The sequence below is a fragment of the Mesobacillus jeotgali genome, assembly GCF_014856545.2.
Lineage (GTDB): Bacteria > Bacillota > Bacilli > Bacillales > Cytobacillaceae > Mesobacillus.
This window is the reverse complement of sequence record NZ_CP109811.1, coordinates 3,499,514-3,522,092: the sequence shown is the minus strand read 5'-3', so window position 1 is coordinate 3,522,092 and position 22,579 is coordinate 3,499,514. Positions and strand designations below refer to the sequence as shown.

At 43.6% G+C, this 22,579-nt stretch carries 20 protein-coding genes and 1 other annotated feature; of the genes, 17 read left to right on the top strand and 3 right to left on the bottom strand.

Annotated elements, in window-relative coordinates; all coding sequences use genetic code 11:
* Window positions 1-395: 395 nt before the first annotated feature.
* From ysxE to FOF60_RS18100, 4 genes are all read left to right on the top strand, one after another.
* Entirely contained in the window at window positions 396-1,433 is a 1,038-nt protein-coding gene (gene ysxE / locus FOF60_RS18120; protein ID WP_192471498.1) for a spore coat protein YsxE, read from the top strand.
* 391 nt (window positions 1,434-1,824) lie between these two features.
* Window positions 1,825-2,066, top strand: a binding site (T-box leader).
* Window positions 2,067-2,122: 56 nt separating this feature from the next.
* Window positions 2,123-4,762, top strand: a complete 2,640-nt coding sequence (locus FOF60_RS18110; RefSeq protein ID WP_192471499.1) for a valine--tRNA ligase — start codon at window positions 2,123-2,125, stop codon at window positions 4,760-4,762.
* Window positions 4,763-4,831: 69 nt separating this feature from the next.
* Entirely contained in the window at window positions 4,832-6,145 is a 1,314-nt protein-coding gene (locus FOF60_RS18105) for a bifunctional folylpolyglutamate synthase/dihydrofolate synthase (protein ID WP_192471500.1), read from the top strand.
* An 84-nt stretch (window positions 6,146-6,229) separates the two neighbouring features.
* Window positions 6,230-7,945, top strand: a complete 1,716-nt coding sequence (locus tag FOF60_RS18100) for a sensor domain-containing diguanylate cyclase (RefSeq protein ID WP_192471501.1) — start codon at window positions 6,230-6,232, stop codon at window positions 7,943-7,945.
* A gap of 33 nt (window positions 7,946-7,978) precedes the next feature.
* On the opposite strand, the gene FOF60_RS18095 is transcribed toward FOF60_RS18100, so the two are convergent.
* From FOF60_RS18095 to FOF60_RS18085, 3 genes are read right to left on the bottom strand one after another with little or no spacing between them, the layout of a single operon-like run.
* Window positions 7,979-8,899, bottom strand: a complete 921-nt coding sequence (locus FOF60_RS18095) for a hypothetical protein (protein WP_192471502.1) — start codon at window positions 8,897-8,899, stop codon at window positions 7,979-7,981.
* Window positions 8,900-8,910: 11 nt separating this feature from the next.
* On the bottom strand, window positions 8,911-9,342 hold the full coding sequence (locus FOF60_RS18090) for a PilW family protein (protein WP_192471503.1): 432 nt from the start codon (window positions 9,340-9,342) through the stop codon (window positions 8,911-8,913).
* 4 nt (window positions 9,343-9,346) lie between these two features.
* Window positions 9,347-9,763: a type IV pilus modification PilV family protein gene (locus tag FOF60_RS18085; RefSeq protein ID WP_192471504.1), complete on the bottom strand. Its 417-nt coding sequence runs from the start codon at window positions 9,761-9,763 to the stop codon at window positions 9,347-9,349.
* A 144-nt stretch (window positions 9,764-9,907) separates the two neighbouring features.
* Between FOF60_RS18085 and FOF60_RS18080 the strand changes: the two genes are divergently transcribed.
* The 13 genes from FOF60_RS18080 (at window position 9,908) to radC (ending at window position 22,570) form a co-directional block, all read left to right on the top strand.
* Window positions 9,908-10,435, top strand: a complete 528-nt coding sequence (locus tag FOF60_RS18080) for a hypothetical protein (RefSeq protein ID WP_192471505.1) — start codon at window positions 9,908-9,910, stop codon at window positions 10,433-10,435.
* Window positions 10,436-10,465: 30 nt separating this feature from the next.
* The gene (locus FOF60_RS18075; RefSeq protein ID WP_192471506.1) at window positions 10,466-11,782 is read left to right on the top strand and encodes a G5 domain-containing protein; all 1,317 of its coding nucleotides are present in this window, start codon (window positions 10,466-10,468) and stop codon (window positions 11,780-11,782) included.
* Window positions 11,783-11,814: 32 nt separating this feature from the next.
* On the top strand, window positions 11,815-13,470 hold the full coding sequence (locus FOF60_RS18070) for a GspE/PulE family protein (RefSeq protein WP_192471540.1): 1,656 nt from the start codon (window positions 11,815-11,817) through the stop codon (window positions 13,468-13,470).
* 13 nt (window positions 13,471-13,483) lie between these two features.
* Complete coding sequence (locus FOF60_RS18065) at window positions 13,484-14,524, top strand: type IV pilus twitching motility protein PilT (protein WP_192471507.1); 1,041 nt, start codon at window positions 13,484-13,486, stop codon at window positions 14,522-14,524.
* A 1-nt stretch (window position 14,525) separates the two neighbouring features.
* Window positions 14,526-15,731 carry a type II secretion system F family protein gene (locus tag FOF60_RS18060; protein ID WP_192471508.1) on the top strand — a complete coding sequence of 402 codons (1,206 nt, stop codon included), beginning with the start codon at window positions 14,526-14,528 and terminating at the stop codon, window positions 15,729-15,731.
* 126 nt (window positions 15,732-15,857) lie between these two features.
* A complete protein-coding gene (locus FOF60_RS18055; RefSeq protein WP_192471509.1) occupies window positions 15,858-16,376 on the top strand; it encodes a type II secretion system protein in 519 nt (172 codons plus the stop codon).
* A gap of 10 nt (window positions 16,377-16,386) precedes the next feature.
* The gene (locus FOF60_RS18050; RefSeq protein WP_225650078.1) at window positions 16,387-17,163 is read left to right on the top strand and encodes a prepilin peptidase; all 777 of its coding nucleotides are present in this window, start codon (window positions 16,387-16,389) and stop codon (window positions 17,161-17,163) included.
* A 69-nt stretch (window positions 17,164-17,232) separates the two neighbouring features.
* Window positions 17,233-18,225 carry a type IV pilus biogenesis protein PilM gene (pilM, locus tag FOF60_RS18045; RefSeq protein ID WP_192471510.1) on the top strand — a complete coding sequence of 331 codons (993 nt, stop codon included), beginning with the start codon at window positions 17,233-17,235 and terminating at the stop codon, window positions 18,223-18,225.
* Between the two features lie 2 nt (window positions 18,226-18,227).
* Window positions 18,228-18,836, top strand: coding sequence for a hypothetical protein (locus FOF60_RS18040; RefSeq protein WP_192471511.1), 609 nt, complete (start codon window positions 18,228-18,230; stop codon window positions 18,834-18,836).
* The gene (locus tag FOF60_RS18035) at window positions 18,833-19,660 is read left to right on the top strand and encodes a hypothetical protein (protein ID WP_192471512.1); all 828 of its coding nucleotides are present in this window, start codon (window positions 18,833-18,835) and stop codon (window positions 19,658-19,660) included. Before FOF60_RS18040 ends, FOF60_RS18035 begins: the two co-directional genes overlap by 4 nt.
* Window positions 19,661-19,944: 284 nt before the next feature.
* A complete protein-coding gene (locus FOF60_RS18030; protein ID WP_192471513.1) occupies window positions 19,945-21,069 on the top strand; it encodes an SPOR domain-containing protein in 1,125 nt (374 codons plus the stop codon).
* A 173-nt stretch (window positions 21,070-21,242) separates the two neighbouring features.
* Window positions 21,243-21,815: a Maf family protein gene (locus tag FOF60_RS18025; protein WP_192471514.1), complete on the top strand. Its 573-nt coding sequence runs from the start codon at window positions 21,243-21,245 to the stop codon at window positions 21,813-21,815.
* A gap of 65 nt (window positions 21,816-21,880) precedes the next feature.
* Window positions 21,881-22,570 carry a RadC family protein gene (radC, locus tag FOF60_RS18020; protein WP_285289141.1) on the top strand — a complete coding sequence of 230 codons (690 nt, stop codon included), beginning with the start codon at window positions 21,881-21,883 and terminating at the stop codon, window positions 22,568-22,570.
* Window positions 22,571-22,579: the final 9 nt, after the last annotated feature.

The window sequence follows — 22,579 nt, the reverse complement described above, 5'->3', positions numbered from 1 at the left end:
ATTTATGTCTAGCTCCAGCGCCTAACCCCTCAAGTCGTTTGTCTAGCTGCGGCTCCTAACTCCTCGAGACGCTTCGGTCCTGCCCATGAAGTCAAAGAACGACTTCACTGTCAGGCCCTCCAGCGCTTTTCGGAGTTGGGCAGTCGCCTCCGCTTTTCGAGTTCGGTCCTGCCAATGAAGTCAAAGAACGACTTCACTGTCAGGCCTTCCGACGCTTGTCGGGGCTGACCAAGGCGCTTGCGCTTTTCTTTTTAGCAACACCTTGTCCAAAAGGGGGCTGGTTGTCAGGGCTGGCTTGGCTGCTGGCTGGGATTGCTATAGCTTTTAGTATGGGCAGGTGTCTAACACCTGCCCAGACCTATTTATTGAAATGTCCAGAAAGTAGGCGAGATTCGATGGATGATCGCAATTTTTTAAAAGAAGAATCTGCAGTGTTAAAGCAATATCCTATCGATCCTTATTTTGCAGAGGATTTTGGCAAAGTGAAAAAAGTTTACACGAAATCGGGGACATTCGCTTTGAAAAAAATCCACCCGTATGAGGGGACAGATTTCATTAAACATATCCAGCACCTTTATCAAAAAGGCTATAACAGGATTGTTCCAGTCTATCCGGCAAATGACGGGCGATATGCAGTGTTGCATAATAAGTCCCTGTATTATTTAATGCCGTGGATCCCGAACGAAACAAGAGAGGATCAGTCGCAAAGACACCAGCAGCTGTTCAGGGAATTGGCGAGGATGCATACATTGTCAGTCAAGGAACTGGAAATCAGTGCGGAAGTGAAGCAGGAGCATTATGAAAAGACGTTAAAAGAATGGGAAAAGGAAGAAGAATTCATTAATGGATTCCTTGAAAGCTGTGAGAACAGGGTATATATGTCCCCGTTTGAACTAACATACTGCCTGTATTATATTCAGATCCGCCAGGCAATACAGTTCGCCAAGCAAAAGCTGGAGACATGGAATGAAAAAACGAAGGAGCAAAAGAAAACGAGGACGGTCACGCTTCACGGTAAGGTTTCTCCTGAACATTTCCTGTTTGATGAAAGAGGATACGGGTATTTCATCAATTTTGAGAAGGCGAGGCAAGGGTCGCCAATCCAGGATTTACTCCCATTTCTGGCAAGATCGCTGAAGACCCAGCCAAAGTATGGGGATGAAGTCATCGACTGGATTTATCTATATCTGAAATACTTTCCTTTCCGAGAGGATGAAATGCAGCTATTCATGAGCTATCTTGCTTTTCCGTCAGGCATTATCCGGGTTGCGGAGATGTACCATCAGCGCAAGACAGATGTGGATGAAAGGAAGTTTGTCCAAAAACTGCAGCGACAATACTGGCTCTTGAGTAATACGGGTTATGTAGTGACCAAAATCGACGAAATGGAAAAACAAAAGGAGCAGGCAAAACAAGAAGGAGCCCAGAGCTAAACAATGCTCTCAGGCTCCTTAAATAATTTCGAATTTAATCGCAAGGGCAATTATGATGAATATTGATAACAGAAAAACATCAAATGTCGTCGGAAAAAACAGGGTTCGGATCCCCTGGAAAACACAAAAAGGAATAATGAGCTGAGCGCATACTGCCCGCGCCGTCCTCGCCCACCTCGGGAGTGTATAAGGGTTATATCTTCGCCTCTTCATCGCCATCCCTCCAAACATCAGGTATCCCTTTTTTTATTCTATGAGTGAGAGGCCCAAAAAGTGCTTATTGTTCGCACATCAAGGAGCAAAAAGTATAAAATAATAAAAAATAGGAAATGATGATTGACGTCAATCCACTTTTTTGGGTAGTATATCTAATATACAAAACACATAATAAAGCAAAGCTTTGATAGGGAAGAGTACATGAGCAGCCAGCTTAAAGAGAGGGAGTCCATTAGCTGCGAGGACTTCTAAGCGGAACCATGGAAGGTCGCCCTTGAGCATCGCCTGGGAACGGAATATTCTCAGTAACAGGCGACGGTGAAGAACCGTTATCCATATTTGAGCCAGCAGCAAGACTGTTTTTACCGTTGCTGGGAAAAAAGGTGGTACCGCGAACAAACTCCATTCGTCCTTTTATGGCGAATGGAGTTTTTTATTTTTAAAGGAAATGCATTTGAATGGAGGAAAAACTGATGGAAGAGAATTTGTCTATGCCGACTAAATACGATCCGTCGTCAATTGAGCAAGGGCGTTATGAATGGTGGATCAAGGGGAAGTTTTTCGAAGCGAAGGATGACGAAACGAAAAAACCTTATACAATCGTGATTCCGCCGCCAAACGTAACTGGAAAGCTGCACCTAGGCCATGCTTGGGATACAGCGCTTCAGGATATCCTGACGCGAATGAAGCGCATGCAGGGCTATGACGTACTTTGGCTCCCGGGAATGGACCATGCGGGCATCGCGACACAGGCGAAGGTTGACGAGAAGCTGCGCAGCCAGGGCATCAACCGCTATGAGCTTGGCCGTGAAAAGTTTTTGGAAGAATCTTGGAAGTGGAAAGAGGAATACGCTCAGCATATCCGCAAGCAGTGGTCAAAGCTTGGGCTGGGACTTGATTACAGCCGCGAGCGCTTCACATTGGATGAAGGTCTATCAAAGGCAGTAAAAGAAGTTTTCGTTTCTTTATACCGCAAAGGCCTGATCTACCGCGGCGAATACATCATTAACTGGGATCCTGCAGCGAAAACGGCCTTATCTGATATTGAGGTTATCCATAAAGATATCCAGGGTGCTTTTTACCACATGAGATATCCTCTGGCTGATGGCAGCGGCCACATTGAAATCGCAACAACAAGACCGGAAACAATGCTTGGCGATACTGCGGTTGCGGTTCATCCGGAAGATGACCGTTACAAGCATTTAATCGGCAAAAGTGTTATCCTGCCAATCGTTGGCCGTGAAATTCCGATTGTAGGCGACGACTATGTTGATATGGAGTTCGGTTCTGGAGCTGTAAAAATCACTCCTGCACACGATCCGAACGACTTTGAAATTGGCAACCGCCATAACCTTGAAAGAGTCCTGGTCATGAACGAGGACGGTTCAATGAATGCACGAGCGGGCAAGTACCAGGGAATGGACCGTTTCGAGTGCCGCAAGCAAATCGTCAAGGACCTTCAGGAAGAAGGCGTTCTGTTTAAAATTGAAGAGCACATGCACTCAGTAGGACACTCTGAGCGAAGCGGAGCAGTAGTCGAGCCATATCTGTCAACTCAATGGTTCGTTAAAATGCAGCCGCTTGCTGACGAAGCAATCGCGCTTCAGAACAAAGAAGAAAAGGTAAACTTCGTACCTGAGCGTTTCGAAAATACTTATATGCGCTGGATGGAAAATATCCGGGACTGGTGTATTTCCCGTCAGCTATGGTGGGGGCACCGAATTCCTGCCTGGTACCATAAAGAAACAGGCGAGGTATACGTTGACCATGAGCCGCCTGCAGACCCAGAGAACTGGGAACAGGACAATGATGTTCTTGACACATGGTTCAGTTCAGCGCTTTGGCCTTTCTCAACAATGGGCTGGCCGGATGAAGATGCAGCTGACTTCAAGCGTTACTATCCAACCGATGCCCTTGTAACTGGATATGATATTATCGCTTTCTGGGTATCACGAATGATTTTCCAGGGACTTGAGTTCACTGGCCAAAGACCATTCAAAGATGTACTGATCCACGGACTCGTTCGTGCAGAAGATGGCCGCAAGATGAGTAAGTCACTAGGCAATGGTGTCGATCCGATGGATGTCATCGACCAATACGGCGCTGACTCACTCCGCTACTTCCTGACAACAGGAAGCTCACCGGGGCAGGATCTTCGCTACAGCACAGAGAAGGTTGAAGCGACCTGGAACTTCGCGAATAAAATCTGGAACGCATCACGTTTTGCGCTAATGAACATGAACGGCCTGAAATATGAAGAAATCGACCTGAGCGGCGAGAAATCTGTTGCGGATAAGTGGATTTTGACAAGGCTGAATGAAACAATCGAAACTGTTACAAGACTTTCAGAGCGTTATGAGTTCGGTGAGGTTGGCCGAGCACTTTACAACTTTATCTGGGATGATTTCTGTGACTGGTATATCGAAATGGCGAAGCTTCCGCTCTACGGCGAAGACGAAGGTGCTAAGAAGACAACAAGATCGATTCTTGCTTACGTTCTTGATAACACAATGCGCCTGCTTCACCCATTCATGCCATTCATTACAGAAGAAATCTGGCAGAACCTTCCTCATGAAGGGGAGTCCATTACGGTTGCAAGCTGGCCGCAGGTTGATCCTGCTCTGACTGATAAAGAAGCAGCAGATGATATGAAGCTGCTGGTTGAAGTCATCCGTGCAGTAAGGAACATACGCTCTGAGGTGAACACACCGCTCAGCAAGAAGGTTGATATGTTCCTGAAGGCGAAGGATGAAAAGACATTGAGTATGCTTGAGAATAACCGAGGCTATATTGTCCGCTTCTGTAATCCTGAGAACCTGGAAATTGGGCTTGAAGTCAATGCTCCTGAAAAAGCGATGACAGCAGTCGCTACGGGACTTGAAATCATCATGCCGCTTGAAGGCCTGATCAACATCGACGAGGAAATTGCCCGTCTTCAAAAAGAGAAGGAGAAGCTGGATAAGGAAGTAGAACGTGTCCAGAAGAAGCTGGCAAACGAAGGCTTCGTTAAAAAAGCTCCTGAGAAAGTCATTGAAGAGGAACGCGCAAAGGAAAAAGACTATCTAGAAAAACGTGCAGCAGTCGAAGCGCGCATCAGTGAATTGAGAAACTAATTAGTATAGATAAAAATTTGAAGGCGAACCAGTGGTGGTTCGTCTTCATCTTGAATTGAGGTGTGTTTTATGTTTAATACATATGAACAGGCAATTGATTGGATCCATGCAAGGCTGCGTCTGGGAATAAAGCCAGGACTTTCAAGGATGGAATGGATGCTTGCAAGGCTGGAGCATCCTGAAAGAAGAATCAAAACCATCCATGTCGGCGGCACGAATGGGAAAGGCTCGACAGTCACGTTCCTGCGTTCCATCCTTCAGACAGCAGGATACAGGGTCGGTACGTTTACTTCGCCATATTTTGAACAATTCAATGAGCGAATCAGTATTAACGGCCAGCCGATCAGTGACCAAGAATTGGTTGAATTAACGAATGCGATCAAGCCGCTTGCTGACGAACTGGATCTTACAGAGTTGGGCGGACCGACTGAATTCGAAGTTATTACCGCGATGTCGCTCTATTACTTTGCGGAGATGTCACCTGTTGACGTTGTCATTTATGAAGTTGGACTGGGCGGCCGCTTCGATTCGACCAATGTCATTCATCCGCTTCTATCGATCATCACTAGTATCGGTCTCGATCACACCGCGATTCTGGGTGATACATATGAACAAATCGCTTTTGAAAAAGCAGGAATCATCAAGAATGGTGTAAGTGTCATTACTGGAGTCAAGCAGCCTGAAGCATTGGATGTAATCAGAACAAAAGCGATTGAAAGCAAGTCCCCGATGTACCATCTTGGAGATGAATTCACAACAGGTTTAAGAGAGTCCTTAGAGCGAGGAGAAGAATTTTCGTTTTCCAGTATGTTCGGACAGCTTCAGAACCTGAAAACTTCCATGATCGGTTCTTATCAGGTAGACAATGCCGCCTGTGCTGTAATGGCAAGCCAGGTCCTTGTAAACTACTATTCATTTATGATCGAGGAAGGGCATATCAGGGAAGGGCTGCTTCAAGCCTACTGGCCAGGCCGGCTTGAGGTTTTAAGTGAAAATCCTTTAGTTCTGATTGATGGTGCTCATAATGAAGAAGGAATAAATGCGCTGGCAAGTGAAATTAATTCTCGATTTGCCGATAAAAAGATTAGTATTCTTTTTGCTGCTCTTAAGGATAAGAAGTTAGACAGAATGATTGCGACTCTTGAAGAAGCTGCCGACCAGCTGACTTTCACAACATTCGACTTCCCAAGGGCAGCTTCTGCGGAAGAACTGATGGATGTTGGAAGCAATAAGGGAAATAACAATCTAGCAGTCGATTACCAAGACTTTCTCTCTGTGAAAATAAATGAATTAAATGAAGATGAAATTCTAATTGTCACGGGCTCCCTTTACTTTTTATCAGAAGCAAAACCTTTTATTGTGAACCTGTTGAAAAATAAATAAGAAAATTATGACATTGTACAAAAAGTTTGCTAAACTATAAAAAAAGTGCGACTTTTTACCTAGAAAGGAGGTGGATAGATAAAGATGACTCCAATAGTTAAAAAATCAATATGGTTCAGCTGGCTCCTGATCGTTCCGGTTGGACTCTGGCTGACCTATCAAGTCTATCCGCCTCCCAATAATATTTCTCTATTGGAAGTATTCACCTTTCTTGTCTTAATGTCTGTTGTGGCTTCCATGCCTATGGTCGTCAATAATACGCCGATTTTCCTCATCCAGTGGGTTTCGCTCGCTGTATTCCTGTCATACGGGATTTTCGTAGAAATGGTTTTAATGCAAATTTCGGTGTTGATCCTTTTAATGAGGCTCCGGGTACAAAAATCTGATATCTACAGGTTTCCTCTGAATTCATTAATGTTCTTCATTGTTTCATTAGTGAGCGGATTGATATTTTACGCACTGGGCGGAACGCATGGCGCGCATTTGGCCGACGATCCATATACTTATATTTTGGGAACGGTATATGGCATCAGCAATTATAGTGTGAATACTTTATTCCTGATTTTGCTGCAAGCAGTCGTCCTAAAATTGAAGGGGCCTTATTTCGGTAAAGATTTCATCTGGGAAACCGTTACGACATTGATTACATTCCCTATAGGCTTCATACTATATGAACTGTACCATAGTGAGATGGGGCTCTACTCCTTGTTGTTTGTCGGGATTCCTTTTGCGAGTTTGTCTATCATTCTCAGTCTCTATTACTCAAGCGGAAAGGTGAACCATTTTTTACAGAGTGCCGCAGAGATTGGCCACCAGCTGGCTGAGAGACTGAAGCCCAATGATGTTCTGGATCTCTTTGTTCAAAAAGTGATTGAGATGCTTCCGGTTGACTATGCCTACATTTTGGATGTGGTAGATGACAGGGAACTGAAACTGATTCATAAGGTGGAATTTGGGGAAGTAATGGATCCTGTAGCCGAGCCGCTTGGAAAAGGCAAAGGAATTAGCGGGCTTGTCTGGGCTGAGAAAAAGCCTGTACTTTTTCATTCGAAAAAACAATGGAAGCATATAAATTCTGGCTATATTCCAGCAGGTGCCGAAAGCATTCTCGGAGTGCCGATCGTCAGGAACAACCAAGTGATCGGCGTCCTTGTACTGGCCGCAAACAAAAAGAGGGCATTCGAAAAATCGCAGCTGATGATCATCGATATCCTATGTTCCCACTTTGCGATTGCCGTAGAGAATGCAAGGCACCATGAAAAAACGAAGGAATACAGCGAACGCTGCGCATTGACCGGGCTATATAATTACCGCTACTTTGAAAACATGCTGAGCATAGAATTCGGAAAATTACAAAAAGGTGAAAGACACCTACTCTCCTTGATCCTGCTCGATATAGACCACTTCAAATCCGTCAACGACACATATGGACACCAAAGCGGAAATGAAATTTTAATCGAGCTTGCTGAACGGATCAGTGAAAGAATCGGCCATATTGGTACAGTTGCCAGGTATGGCGGGGAAGAGTTTGTGATCCTGCTGCCTGACATGATGAAAGGGGATGCCCTCAAACTGGCAGAACAGATCAGGCTGTTGATCGCCGAAAATCCCTTCACACTGTTTCAATCGATGGATGAAGAAGGAAAGCAGCTCCTGGTCCATATCACCGCGTCAATCGGTGTAGCAACCGCCCCGCAGGACGCCGATGACTCACTGGCATTGATCAGGCATGCCGACAGGGCTTTGTATGTGGGTGCCAAAAGATCCGGACGGAATCGGGTTGCGGAATATGTTAAATAAACAAGGCTGACCCAGCGTGGTCAGCCTTGTTGTTTAATATTTAACTTCCATGCCATTGTCAGGGTCAATGGACCACTCATTGTCTAGTATTGGCTTAGGGCAGCTATCGGTATCTCCTCCATCGAAGGGAGTATACTCTTCAATTTTTTGATTCACTATTTTGTAAGGTGTACCCAAAATACAAACCTTTGCTTTGGCTGCTTTAATTTCATCTAAATCTTCAGCAAATATTGCATCACCATACACGATGATCGTATCTCCGCCTCTTAGCGTAACACTTGAATGAAAGAAGGCATCTCCTCTTATGATTAAGGAAGAAGTACCTCTTAGAGTGACTGATTTTTTGAAAAAAGTGGAGCCAGGGAAAGTCTCTGTATGTTTTTTTCCGCCATGAAAATCAAAATCATCCCATACAACATAATCATATTCTTCCTCATCTGTGGCCAATTCACCGTCCAAGGAGTCTTTATTTTTTATAATGGTAAGTGTACCTTGCAGCTCCTTTTCCTCATTAGCAGTTAAGCCTTTGCTCTCGAAAGTTAGGGTTATCTTCCCACTATGTCTGGAGATGACTGGATTCGAGATTTCATAGGAATTGGCTTCATCTACAGCCAGTGGCAAGTAGGCATTCTTTCCAACTTCATCCGACAATACCTTATTGAACACATCGTCATAATCAGGAACTTTAAGATTAGGATTTTTACTCAATAAATCAAGAGCATTTTGTACCGTTTGTTCAGCTTCAGCATTTGCATTTTTTACGATTCTGGTCAGCAGCGCCTCATAATGAGCCACTCCCATTTCAGCAAGATCTGTGGCTCTATTGATTTCGTCTGTCTTGTTGAACTGCTTTCGGGCAGAAAGCGCCATTCCACTCAAGGAGAGGGCGAAGGTGAAGGTGATGGTGATAATCAGCAAAACCAGGACTAGCGCATAGCCTTTTTCATTTTTCATCACATTCCCTCCTAATATCTTTTAATCATCGTTTCTATTTCATAGGTTTGTCCGGTGTTGTCTTTGAGAATTAACTGGATCGATAAAGGACTGTTTGAATAGATTACTTTTTCACCAGTAAAAGGCTCAGGGTCTGGGGAACCCGCCCTGATTTCAAGGGAATATCTGTCATCGCCCAAAAATTGCTCGCTGGCATTTACCCCAATTTTCGCGGTTTGCTCCGCTGCATTGTAGTCGATCATATATTTATCGTACTTCAAATGATGTTGCTTTATAGTAGAGATAATCAGGTTTGCTGCCTGATCCATATTATTTTTTTCTGAAATCTGGTTATAGTTTTTATTGAATCCGAAGAAAACTCCATAAATAAGAGCAGAAGCGACAAAAAGGATCGAAATCGCAGCAAGCAGTTCATATAATGTGAATCCACGTTCGTCTCTCAAGATATCACCTTCTTATATATGTAAAAGTCCTTGAAGTACTGTCTGGGTTGTTTCGATCTTGCACAGACACTTCCACGCGAATTAACCCCTCTTCACCATTATTGAAGCTGACAGAAATCTTGTGTGTACTACCGAATGAACGGTCCAATAGTTCCGCCAAGTGATCCTCATTGAGGGTGCATGGAAGACTCGGGCATTCGGTGCTGGTGCTCAGTGTATCCCTGGTCAGCTTCACTTCTATTAAATTCACTATTTGCTGGACTGTCTGGGTTGTACTGATTTTGTCTTCATTTTTTTTTACAAACATTGCTGATTGTGTAAAGAAGCCAGCAAAAGATGTAAGAACGATTACAAGTAGTACAATTGACAGCAAAACTTCCAGCAAGGTGATTCCGCTTTGGTCATCCAACTTTTTGCCCAAGTCATTGCTCCTCCGTCTATTAAATCTATTGGTTTTATTATACAATATAAGAGAGTGAAATTTGTCATAATTTAAGATGATAGACTGATATATTGCGGAATTTTGTAAAAAGAGATCAAATACAACGCAGCGTGGAGTGAGACAATGGTAATCCTGATATTTTTAATCCTATCCTCAGTTTTAAGTGTTATACTCATTCACTTCATTCCATTTGGCTTAGAAATCAGACAGAAAAAGTTAATTTCTGTCGCCGTGCCTGTTATTGGCTCCCTTGGAATTGCTTTTAGTTTCATCGCCACTCCATGGCAATCGATGCTGGTCATCATTTTGTTGGCTGCTTCGGCAGGTTATGGAATCATTACAAGGGCAACTGGTATTCCTAGAATTGAAGAACGCACACCTAGGGTGATGGATTCGGTTGATCTATCGAAATCAGAAGTTGACAATCATCTTCAAGAAACGGGTGACCAGGCCGAAAACATTGACTTGAATGAAATACCAGTCTCAAATACTCTCAACTCAAAAGAAATACATATAGCTGAGGATATTTCGTTTTTGGAAGTCAGGAATAATACAAAATTTGAATTGACTGACATAGAGGTAATTCCTGTTCTGAATTTTGAAGGTCCAAAAGACGAAGAAATAATTGCCTACGATAGCAAGACTTCTTAAATACAATCTTTTTACCAGAGGGGAATATATGTGAATTCGCGCCAAATAGTAAAAGTCTCTTTGATCATCATTGTTTTTTCACTATTTACCTACAGTTTCACTTATTTTGGTGCTTCTGCTATCAGCTCCCCAAAAAATGTGGAATCGTTATACTCTGACCAGACTTTCATTGGGCCAATCAATGTATCAAATAAATCAAAAGATGAAGCGAGGGTTTTATTGGAAGAAAAGTGGGCCGAATGGGTTTCTAGTGCAAAGGTGGCACTGATATATAAAGAGCATTCTTATCCTGTTACGGCAGAAAATCTTACTCTTTTAATAGATCAGTCAGTCAGCTCTGCGAGTAGTGGACAAAAGAATGGACTTTTCATTCAACTGGAATATTTAAATGGAGTATTGCCCGACGCAATCATTAAACAATTGAACCAGGAAATGCTGGAGAATGATTTAACCGAAGCTATCCAAAGCTTCAAAGAGCATATTGTCATCGATTTGGCCGGGTATCTCCCAAAAGAGGAACCAATTGAAGTTTCTTCGGCTTCTTACCTCCTGAAGGATAAAAATGAGGAAGTTTCTGCATTTATTGACTCTTTCCCGGCTATTGAGCTGGAAGCCGAGTCACTGTTCTCGCTTGCCGCTTTTGTGGCGGAAAGTGAAATGCCACAGCTGTCGGATCATACTTACAGCCAAATAGCGACTGCCATTTATCAGGCCGTCTTGCCCACGAACTTTCTTATATCGGAAAGGCATATAAGCAGGCAGCTTCCAGATCATATTGATCCGGGTTTTGAAGCAAAAGTTCAATTTGAGAAAAAAATGGATTTTAGTATTTATAACCCCAACGCCTCGACTTATACAATCGAATTCGACTGGAAAAGCCCCAACCTGGAAGTGTCGGTTAAGGGAGCGCCATTCTTATACACTTACAGTATTCACACTTTAGACAAGCAGGAATTTCAACCGAGGATGATCAAGCAATTTTCACCGCTTTTAAGTGCTGGCCAAAAGTCTGTAAAAGTGGAGGGAAGTCCTGGTCTGGTCGTGAAGGTCGTTCGCGAAACCCATTCTAAAGAAGGTGAACTGATGAAAACAGAGGTATTGTCTGAAGATTTTTATCCTCCAGTCCACCGCATAGAAGTTCATCCTTTAGGAACAGCTGCCAATGAAACTGGATCTGGAACTGCTGATGGGGAAGATTCAATCGTTTTACCTAGTGAGGGTAATACAGCCGTGCAGCCAGACCAATCTGCAGGAGAAACGCAGCCTGTTGAAGATGAAAAGGACGATGAAGAAGCTGATACCGATAACGATGGACTATTCGGAAATCCGAATGAAGAACCAAAGTAAGCCAAAACACAGGAGTGATCAATGTGAGGCAAATGAGAAAACGGCTTGGTGACTTATTAGTCGAAACAGGGCTGCTTTCAGAAGCTCAGCTGCAAGCAACCCTTGCTGATAAAGCAGCCGGGCAAAAATTGGGAGATGCACTCCTGCAAAGAGGGCTGATAACAGAACAGCAGCTGATTGAAGTTCTCGAGTTCCAGCTGGGAATTCCGCATATTAGTTTATACCGCTATCCATTTGATACAAAGCTTTTTACGCTCATTCCTAAAGAGATGGCAAAGCGTAATCTAGTGATTCCTCTGAAAAAAGAAGGGGAAAAACTGTTCGTTGCGATGGCGGATCCGATGGACTTTTTCACAGTCGATGATCTCAGGCTGTCAACAGGCTTCCATATTGAAACCGCGATAGCAACCAAGGACGATATCATCCGAGCAATTAATAAATACTACGATAACAACGATGGACTTGACGATTTAATTGGCATCAGCAGCCCGGCAATGGAAACTGTTCAGGAAGAAAATCTGACAGAAGCCGATTCTCCTGTCATCAGGCTGGTGAATCAATTGCTTTCAAATGCGTCTGCCAACAAGGCAAGTGATATCCATATTGACCCGCAGGAAACGAAGGTTGTTATCCGCTATCGGATAGACGGAATTCTTAGGGTGGAACGGGTGCTGCCGAAGCATATGCAAAATGTGCTGATCGCAAGGATTAAGATTATGTCGAATCTCGATATCACAGAGAACAGGACTCCTCAGGATGGAAGAATCAAAGTCAATCTTGATTTTCATCCTATTGACCTTCGTGTTTCCACTTTGCCAACTGTTTTTGGAGAAAAGGTGGTCATGCGAATTCTTGATATGGGCAGCACCTTGAATGACATTGAGAAGCTGGGGTTTAACACGCATAATCTCAACCGGTTTACTAAGATGATTTCGAAACCGAATGGAATTGTTCTGATTACTGGTCCGACTGGCTCCGGGAAATCTTCTACCCTGTATGCCGCTTTGAACAAGCTGAATAGTGAAGAGGTCAACATCATTACGATAGAGGATCCGGTAGAATACCAGATTGAGGGCATCAATCAAATTCAGGTCAACCCGAATGTTGGCATGACCTTCGGCGCAGGTCTGCGGTCAATCCTCCGTCAGGATCCGAACATCATCATGGTAGGTGAAATACGGGATAAAGAGACAGTGGAAGTGGCAGTAAGAGCTTCTTTGACCGGACATCTGGTACTGAGCACGATGCATACGAACGATGCTCTGAGCTCTGTTACGAGGATGCTGGATATGGGAGTCGAGCCTTTCCTTGTCGCTTCTTCGTTAAGTGGAGTAGTCGCTCAGCGTCTTGTCCGGAGGGTGTGCCGGGATTGTTCAGAAGCTCAGGAACCGACAAAGCGTGAAATTGACATTTTTTCTAAAAGAGGAATTTCGATTGAGACTGTCTGGAAGGGAAGAGGATGTTCTTCCTGTAATATGACTGGTTATCGAGGCCGGCTGGCAATCCATGAGGTGCTGTCAGTAGATAACGAACTTCGCAGAGCGATCATGAATGAAGAGTCTGTTACAGCCCTAAGGGAGATAGCAGTAAGGAATAAAACAATCTTCCTGATCGACGATGGATTGCTGAAAATTAAACAGGGACTTACCACGACCGAAGAAGTATTAAGGGTAGCCATAACAGAATAAGCGGGGAGTTAGCATGAAGGAAAAAATAGAGCATTTGCTGAGGTCTGGTTTCGAACTTAAGGCATCAGATATTCACATAACTGTCGGCATTCCCCCAGTAATGAGAATCAATGGGGATTTAAGAAGGTATGGAACAGATTCGATTACTCCAGATGAAGTTGAAGAAATGGCCAAAGCCATCATCCCGGAAAATTCCTGGAATGTGTTCAAATCAAAAGGAGAACTAGACTTTTCTTACGGGATACCAGGCATCTCCAGGTTTAGGGTAAATGCTTACCACCAAAGGGGCTGTGTTTCGCTTGCAGTCAGGATTGTTCCTACTAGAATCCCGACATTGGAGGAGCTGGAACTGCCAGATATCCTTAAAAGAATTGCCGAAAAACCACAGGGACTGGTTCTCGTGACAGGACCAACCGGAAGCGGCAAATCTACGACACTGGCATCATTGATCCAGTATATGAACATGACCATGCGGAAGCATATCGTCACATTAGAGGACCCGATTGAATATTTGCATAAGCATGGCAACAGCATTATTGACCAGCGTGAAATTGGTCTGGATACCAATAATTTCGCCAACGGACTGCGCGCAGCTCTCCGCCAGGATCCAGATGTCATCCTGGTAGGGGAAATGCGTGACCTAGATACAATACAGACTGCAATCACAGCTGCTGAAACCGGGCATCTTGTACTTGGCACTCTCCATACTTCAAGTGCCCCAGCCACGATCAATAGAATAATAGATGTTTTTCCTCCGGGACAGCAGGCGCAAATACGGATTCAGCTCGCTTCGGTCCTAGTTTCAGTCATTTCCCAGCGGTTATTTCCTACTGTCGATAAAAAAGGACGCAGGAGCGCAACGGAGATCCTCATCAATAATGCGGCCGTAGCGAATTTAATCAGGAACGAGAAAATCCATCAAATCATCAGTATCATGCAGACCTCCAGAATTCATGGAATGCATACCCTTGAGATGGATATCAAGGAGCTTGTCCAGAGAGGAATTGTCTCCAAGGAAACTGCTGAACCATTCTTAATGGAGAAGATGATTTAATATGGCTCGCTTTAAGTATTCCGGACGCGACCGGACAAAAAAACGTTCTGGCACGATTACGGCTGGTTCCAAACGTGAAGCATTGGAGAAGCTTCGTGAGGACGGAATCAGGACTACCGAGATTATCGAAGTGCCTGAAACTTGGCTTACAAGAGATATCACGATCGGAAATCCTGTCAAGCTGCAGCATCTGGTCATCTATTTACGCCAGTTTGCTACCTTGTTAAAAGCTGGGGTCTCGGTGGTGGAATCCACTAAGATTTTAGCAAAACAAACGGACAGTAAAGCATTGAAGAAGGCACTGATGGACATCGAAGCAAATCTGCGGGAAGGGGTCCAGCTATCAGAAGCAACCTCCAAGCACAGTAAAATCTTTTCTCCCATGTATATCAATATGGTGAAGGCAGGAGAAGCAGGCGGAAATATGGATGAGACGCTGGAACGGCTCGCTGAACATTATGAAAAGCAGCATAACACCCGGCAGAAGGTTATCGCCGCAGTCAGCTATCCAGCCGTCATTGCGGTACTGGCGATACTGGTAGTCATCTTTTTGCTGGTTTCCATTGTCCCTACATTTGTTGGCATGTTCGAGGATTTTGGCGGTGAATTGCCAGCTATCACCAAATTTGTTCTTGCGGCAAGCGAATTCATGCAATCTTTTTGGTGGCTGATCATGTTATTGCTTTTAGGAGTAGTTGCGGGTCTGTCGGCAATGAAGAAAAATAAGCAGAGCAAATATTATCTTGATTTCGCCATTTTAAGGATGCCGATTTTCGGAAAAATGATGCAAAAAGCAGTCCTGGCCAGAATGACAAGGACCCTTAGTTCACTGTTTTCGAGTTCAGTCCCTATCCTGCAGGCGTTATCAATAGTCGAAAACGTGGTGGAGAATGAAGTGGTCGGAAGAGTCGTCCGGGAGTCACGTGACGCGCTTGAAATCGGACAATCCATGACCGGCCCAATGAAAAAACACTGGGCATTCCCGCCATTAGTCACACAGATGATTGCAATCGGTGAAGAAACAGGATCTCTTGACGCCATGCTGGGAAAAGTAGCCGACTTCTACGAAAAAGAAGTTGAGACAAGTACTGACCAGTTAAAATCATTGATTGAACCAATCATGATCGTCGTTCTTGCCGGACTCGTTGGCACAATCGTTACTTCCATCATGATTCCAATGTTCGACATATTCAATCACGTCAATTGATATTAAACAGAATGAGACAAATATCTACACATTCTTTATATGAAATTCATAACCTATCATTTATAATATGATTAGATATATATTCCAATGGTCATAGGTAAAATTAACTAAAAGGAGAAGGTTATTATGTTGAAAGCAATCAAGAAAAAAATGAAAGATCAAAGAGGTTTGACACTGGTTGAACTTTTGGCTGTAGTTGTAATTTTAGGGATTATTAGTGCGATTGCTGTGCCGAGTATTGGTGGTTTGATTGATAATTCGAAGAAAGATGCACATGTAGGTAATGCACAACAGATGGTAAATGCTGCAAAGATGGCTGTTACAGCGGATCAAAGTTTATTAGAAGAAGGAGATAAGTATTTAACGCTTAAGTATCTTATGACTGAGAACTTCTTAGATGAGATTGAGGATCCAGACAATGGAACTTATAAAATCGGAGGTTCTGATACAGTATTGGAATCTCCACCGGCGGCAGATGTATCATATGTAGTTGTTAATGAAGGTAAAGTAAAATCAGTAAAATTAATTAATGCTGAAAGAGGCGTTCACACTTCAGGTAATCCAGTAGCTATATCAGATCTTAATAGAAGCGCTGTTAATGATATTCCTGCCGCGCCTAAAGATACTGATGGAACTCAAGACTAAGTAAGCAAAAATGATGGTTACGATTCACTCAATAATTATTGTTATACTATTCGTGTACGGCCTAGTCCTAGGCTCCTTCTACAACGTAGTAGGCCTACGTGTCCCAGAAGGAAAATCAATCGTCGCTCCCAGGTCTTCATGTCCAAAGTGCGGGCATCAGCTGCGTGCGACCGAATTGATTCCGGTAGGTTCATATTTAATTCAAAGGGGGAAGTGCCGCCAATGCAAGGTCGGCATTTCGCCCGTTTATCCTTTTTTTGAGCTTTTGACAGGTCTGCTGTTTGCGGGTGCCTATCTTTTGCTTGGTTGGAGCGGTGAATTGGTCATCGCGCTGACTTTGATTTCTTTATTCATCATCATTACGGTGTCCGACCTTGCGTATATGATTATCCCTGATAAGGTGCTGCTTGTATTTGCGGGTATTTTTATTATCGAGCGTATAATTCTTCCTCTATCACCCTGGTGGGACTCATTCGCTGGAGCTGTTGCGGGATTCATGATCCTCTTGTTTATTGCCTTCATCAGCAAAGGGGGAATGGGTGGCGGCGATATCAAGCTCTTTGCGTTGATTGGGTTCGTGGTTGGTTTTAAGACTATGCTTCTATCATTCTTCTTTGCTACCTTTTATGGCGCTTTCTTTGGCATTGCTGCCATGCTGCTCGGATATGTAAAAAGAAAGCAAGCTATTCCATTCGGCCCGTTCATTGCCCTTGGTACTCTAACAGCCTATTTCTATGGTGCAGAAATCTTAGGATGGTATCTTCAACTTTTTGTGATTGCCTTGTAATTAAGCAATTAATTTAAGTCAAAGATTCTCACCATTAAAAGTACAGTCATACATTAAGGAGTTTCAATCATGGCATTTTCCTTATTTTCCAGCAGAAACAAGATTGTCAATATCGTGCTCAATGACCATTCCATTCGTTTTGTGGAATTAAAACAGAACAACCCGGTCATAGTGAATCATTATGGACATAGGTACTTACCGCAAGGAATTATTTCAGATGGAAAAATCCTCGATTTTGCCACTCTATCCAATATATTGGATGAATGCATAGCTGAATGGAAAATAGCCAAAAGGGAGATTCGCTTCATCGTACCTGATTCCCTTGTCATTATCAGGAAGGTAAGTATCCCTGCGGATGTCAAAGATGATGAAATCGATGGCTACTTATATTTGGAGCTCGGTTCAACCATCCATTTGCCTTTTGAAGATCCTGTATTTGATACGATTAAACTAGGTACAGAAAATAATAAACAAGAGATTCTCTTATTCGCTGCCCCGGAAAAATACATACTTGAGTTTGAAGACTTATTTAAGAGTGTCAGACTTAAGCCAGTGGCAGCTGATATTTCACCGCTTGCCATCTACCGACTCTATCATCATCATGACATGGCAGTGAGAAATGAGGTATTGCTTACTGTTCAATTCGACCTTGATGTTGTCAGTCTGTGTATATTTGAAGAGCAAATCCCTGTTTTTATGCGACATATTCCAGGTGATTTAAAGGATAACTGGAAGCTTTCACTTCGGAGAGAGGATCATTCAAATACTGAACTCGTTTATGATGGGGAAGTATCCGATATTATCTTCCAGCTTGAGGAGATCTATCGGGATATTGCGAAATTAATGGATTTTTATCGATTTTCCCTGACACAGGGAAAAAAAGAGGTAACGAGAATTTTAGTAAATGGTGACCATCCCATGCTGGACCGGGCTATTGCCGATATGACCGACCGGTTTGGAATGTCTGTATCAACAATCAATATGAAAACAACTGGCTCGAAATCAGAAGAATTGCCAGTTGCGTTTAATCTTGCACTTGGGCTTGGCTTGAAAGAGGTGTAATAATGCTGGTTGAAATCAATCTTTTACCAAAAAAAGAGCATAGAAAGTCATCACAGCTTATTATTGCCGCGATTACCATTTTGTTCATAGCGATAACTTTTTCTATTATTTATCTTCAAGGAAGCAGCTATGAAAATGAAATGAAACAAGTCGATCAGAAAATCTCTAATCTGCAAAAATTAAATAATCTCCAGCAGGAAAAATTGGCTGAAGAAAATGCCGGAAATTCAGTAATCAAACTTCAGGAAGCGGTACAATGGGCGGAGAAATACCCGGTGCAAACAGTACCTATTGTGCGGAACATCATTTCCTTGCTCCCAGAACGCGGATTTATCCAGAACTTTGAATATAGCAACATGGATTCTATTCTCGTCAGTATTCAATATGATGCTTCAAGGGACGCTGCCTTTTACCTGAGCTCCTTGAAACAATCGGAATGGGTTAAAGAAGCGGAATTGTTAAATGTCGTAGCACTTGAGATTTCAGATGATGCTGAAGAAAACAATTCTTCTGATGGAGTAACACTTCCCCGCTATAGTGCGGATTATAAAATTGTATATCGTCCGGAATTTTTCAAACTGGAAGCTGGCGAAGGAGGAAACGGCTCATGAACCTTCGACTGGAAAAAAAGCATTATATTATTCTTCTTGCCGCAGCAGTCGTCTCTATTTTCGTTTATCTAATTGCTTTTTATTTATATTTGAAGCCCTTGAATACTAGCTTAGCGTTAAAGGAAAGCCAATTAAAAATGGAGCAAGAGCTGAATACAACATTGGAAGCGAGACTTGCAACAGTAAATGAAACAGACTTTAGCAGTACAGCTGAGTTGCAAAAAAGGCTCCCGGTTGACCCAATGGTAGAGCAGTTAGTTCTAGACATTGAGAAAGCAGAAGTGATTTCCAACAGCTTTGTCTCTTCGATCGAATTTAATGCTGAGCAGCAGGCTGGGGTTCCAATGGAACAGGAAACAACAGCTGAAGAACAGGTTGAACAACAAAATAATGACTCTGACGACCAGGCTGAAAAATCCATATCAGAGGTTCCTGTATCAAATTCACAAACCATGGTTCCCGATGGCCTGTTAAAAACATCTGTTCAAATCAATGTTAAAGCAGAGAATTACTTTAGCCTTGAGAAATTCATAGAAACGTTAGAATCCTTAAGGCGCATTGTGGTCGTAGAATCTATTTCTTTTAGTGGACCGCAAGAAAGCTTTGCTGTATCAGATGAAGAAGTGCCGATTGAAATGTCGCTATCGATCAATTCGTTTTATTTTCCGGAACTTGCAGACTTGATAGACTACAACCCAAAAATCCAGGCACCCGAACCTGCCAACAAACGCAATCCATTCCCGACATTCGGTGATTATTCTGATGAGAACTTGATTGAAGAGAGTAAGTCTGATAGCAGTTTTACAGAAGATGATGAAGAGTAATTTAGTATTTGAATCCTGTTGATTGTAGTGGAAGGCGGGAAGACTCCTGCGGGAGCATGGGGCAGGGGGAGACCCCACAGGCGCTGTAAGCGCCGAGGAGGCTCCCCGGGCCACCCGCGGAAAGCGAAGCGCCTGGAACGAAAATCAACAGACTATTTAATAAATCATCTAGTAAAAAAATTGACGAAAGCATTCTGTAACAAGACGACAAAAGTCTTGTTATTTTTTTTTGCCGCTATGATAGGATGGAGCCAAACACGAACGGGCAGGGGGAGGTACAAGCATTGGACAAGCAGGGAAAGACCATCACAATCAAGATTAATGGCAAGGACCGTCCAATTCAGGCAGGCAAAAAAATTCAGAGTAATGATAACAGAAAGAAACATAAACAAGACGGCCCCAATGAGAATCTTCAATATGATCAAAAAAAGAGCAGCAGCTACCCAATCAATGATAGTCGCGGTGACCGAAGCAAGGTCTATCCGCTGGAAAATGATACAGCGTTGAATGAAAGTGCAGCTGCCCAGGAACAAACTGAGGAAAGCTTTGATTGGATTTTACCTGATCCCATCGACGAGGAAACCATAAAGGAATACAAGATCGCGCCGAAACAGGCAAAAAAGCAAAAAAAGAAAGGCATCGGCATTTCCGTTTGGAATTCTAAATCTAAACGCAGCAATCGCCTTTATACGACGATCATCATGAATGTCCTTTTTGCCGTGTTGCTTGGGACAGCCTTTGGAGTGACGTTCCTTAAATTCCTTCCGGCAGAACCAGATACAGCTGCACCAGCAGTGGCTCAGCCGAAAGCCGGACAAGCAGGAGAGAAACCGGCTGGCGGGAAGGAGTCGCTTGAGTTAAAATCGATTCAGACTTTTATCGTCCAGAATGGTATTTTCACAACAGAGGCAGCTGCGAAGGAAAGGGTGAATCTCCTTGCCGGCCAGGGAGTCACAGCTGAGCTATTTCAAGTGAATGGGCAGTTCGCCGTCTACTTATCAACAGCGGGAAGTATTGAGGCTGCCAAGAAACAGGCAGAGGCACTCAAGGCTAAGGGTGTTGAAGAGGTGTACGCTAAACCATTTGAAATTGCAGGCGGAACGGCATCCGGATTAACAACAGCTGAATCGGACTTCCTCCGGCAGGCACCGGAAATCTATGCCATCCTGATGAATGGTTCGGCAGCTGCACCGGAAGAAGTGGAAAAAGCTGAAAATTACCAGAACATGCTGACCAAGATTGAAGACAAGAGTGTAGCAGATAAGACTGTCCTGAAGGCTAAGGCAAGCATGGAGAGGGCGGGAGCTGCTTTTATAAGCTACCAGAAAACGAAGGATGCCAATCAGCTGGCGGAAATGGAGAAAAGCCTCCTGCCATTCCTGTCTGCGTATCAGACGATTGGCAAGTAATATACCAGAATATTTTCCGGGAAATTGTACAAATTAACAGAGCCTTCGGCAAAATGCGCCAGGCTCTGATTTTTTTTTGCCAAACAGATGACTAAAGATTGTTACTAAAGGTGAACTTTGATAGTATTAGCTTGTATCTCCCTTTGATGCAAAAAGAAAAGAAAGGTGATTTTATGCAACGCCTCATTTTAGCCTCTTCTTCTCCACGGCGAAAAGAACTTCTTGAAAACCTCCGCTTGAATTTTGAAATCTCGAGCAGTGATGCAGACGAAAGTTTCAGTGAGACACTCAGCCCTGCCGACGTAGTAATGGAGCTGGCTTCCAGAAAGTCGGGAACTGTGGCTAAGGATTATCCTGGTTGCTTCGTGATTGGCTCGGATACTGTCGTTGTTCATGATGGAACGATCCTTGGTAAGCCAGAAAGCGGACAAGAAGCCTTGAAGATGCTCAAAAAGCTGTCTGGGGACACCCATTCAGTCTACACAGGAGTATCAATAATCTCCCCTGAGAAGGAAACGCGTTTCTATGAAAAAACAGATGTGACGTTCTGGGAATTGTCAGATGAAGAAATCGACACCTATATAAAGAGCGGTGAACCATTCGATAAGGCGGGCGGCTATGGAATCCAGGGATTCGGCAGCATGCTTGTCAAAGAAATCAGTGGGGATTATTACACAGTTGTTGGACTGCCTGTATCCAGGGTGATCAGGGAGTTAAGAAAAATCGGGTACAACCTTCCTTATTAAAAGAAAACCACAGAAACTTCTTCTACACTTCCCTCGTCATAATCAATGACTGGGAGGAAAATCTATTGTCTACACATTCATTAATGATCAGAGATTATCCGCAAAATGAACGGCCGCGGGAGCGATTTGTCCAAAATGGCCCCCAGAGCCTTTCCAATCATGAATTGCTTGCCCTGCTGTTAGGTACAGGATCGCGGGAGGAATCAGTCCTTCAGCTTGCAAACAGAATGCTTTCCCAGTTCGAGGGCCTTCGGCTTCTTAAAGATGCAACACTGGAAGAGCTGACACAAATTAAAGGAATCGGGACTGCCAAAGCGATCCATGTCCTTGCGGCTGTCGAAATCGGCAGGCGCATCGCTAACCATACCCTTGATGAACGCTATGTGATTCGCTCACCGGAAGACGGTGCGAAATATTTAATGAACGATATGCGTTTTCTGACACAGGAGCATTTTGTCTGCCTGTACTTGAATACGAAAAATCAGGTGATCCATAAGCAGACGATCTTCATCGGCAGCCTTAACGCTTCGATTGTCCATCCGCGAGAGGTCTTCAAAGAAGCGGTCCGCAGATCGGCAGCATCCGTCATTTGCGTCCACAATCATCCCTCGGGTGATCCGACTCCGAGCAGGGAGGATATCGAAGTCACCAAGCGGCTTGCCGAGTCCGGAAAAATCGTCGGAATTGAATTGTTAGATCATTTGATCATTGGGGAAAATAAATATGTTAGTTTGAAGGAAAAAGGGTATGTATGATACTAGGAT

Coding starts and splice junctions, on each gene's coding strand:
- ysxE (WP_192471498.1), top strand. CDS start 396: ATGGATGATCGCAATTTTTTAAAAGAAGAATCTGCAGTGTTAAAGCAA.
- FOF60_RS18110 (WP_192471499.1), top strand. CDS start 2,123: ATGGAAGAGAATTTGTCTATGCCGACTAAATACGATCCGTCGTCAATT.
- FOF60_RS18105 (WP_192471500.1), top strand. CDS start 4,832: ATGTTTAATACATATGAACAGGCAATTGATTGGATCCATGCAAGGCTG.
- FOF60_RS18100 (WP_192471501.1), top strand. CDS start 6,230: ATGACTCCAATAGTTAAAAAATCAATATGGTTCAGCTGGCTCCTGATC.
- FOF60_RS18095 (WP_192471502.1), bottom strand. CDS start 8,899: ATGAAAAATGAAAAAGGCTATGCGCTAGTCCTGGTTTTGCTGATTATC.
- FOF60_RS18080 (WP_192471505.1), top strand. CDS start 9,908: ATGGTAATCCTGATATTTTTAATCCTATCCTCAGTTTTAAGTGTTATA.
- FOF60_RS18070 (WP_192471540.1), top strand. CDS start 11,815: ATGAGAAAACGGCTTGGTGACTTATTAGTCGAAACAGGGCTGCTTTCA.
- FOF60_RS18065 (WP_192471507.1), top strand. CDS start 13,484: ATGAAGGAAAAAATAGAGCATTTGCTGAGGTCTGGTTTCGAACTTAAG.
- FOF60_RS18060 (WP_192471508.1), top strand. CDS start 14,526: ATGGCTCGCTTTAAGTATTCCGGACGCGACCGGACAAAAAAACGTTCT.
- FOF60_RS18055 (WP_192471509.1), top strand. CDS start 15,858: ATGTTGAAAGCAATCAAGAAAAAAATGAAAGATCAAAGAGGTTTGACA.
- FOF60_RS18050 (WP_225650078.1), top strand. CDS start 16,387: ATGATGGTTACGATTCACTCAATAATTATTGTTATACTATTCGTGTAC.
- pilM (WP_192471510.1), top strand. CDS start 17,233: ATGGCATTTTCCTTATTTTCCAGCAGAAACAAGATTGTCAATATCGTG.
- FOF60_RS18040 (WP_192471511.1), top strand. CDS start 18,228: ATGCTGGTTGAAATCAATCTTTTACCAAAAAAAGAGCATAGAAAGTCA.
- FOF60_RS18035 (WP_192471512.1), top strand. CDS start 18,833: ATGAACCTTCGACTGGAAAAAAAGCATTATATTATTCTTCTTGCCGCA.
- FOF60_RS18025 (WP_192471514.1), top strand. CDS start 21,243: ATGCAACGCCTCATTTTAGCCTCTTCTTCTCCACGGCGAAAAGAACTT.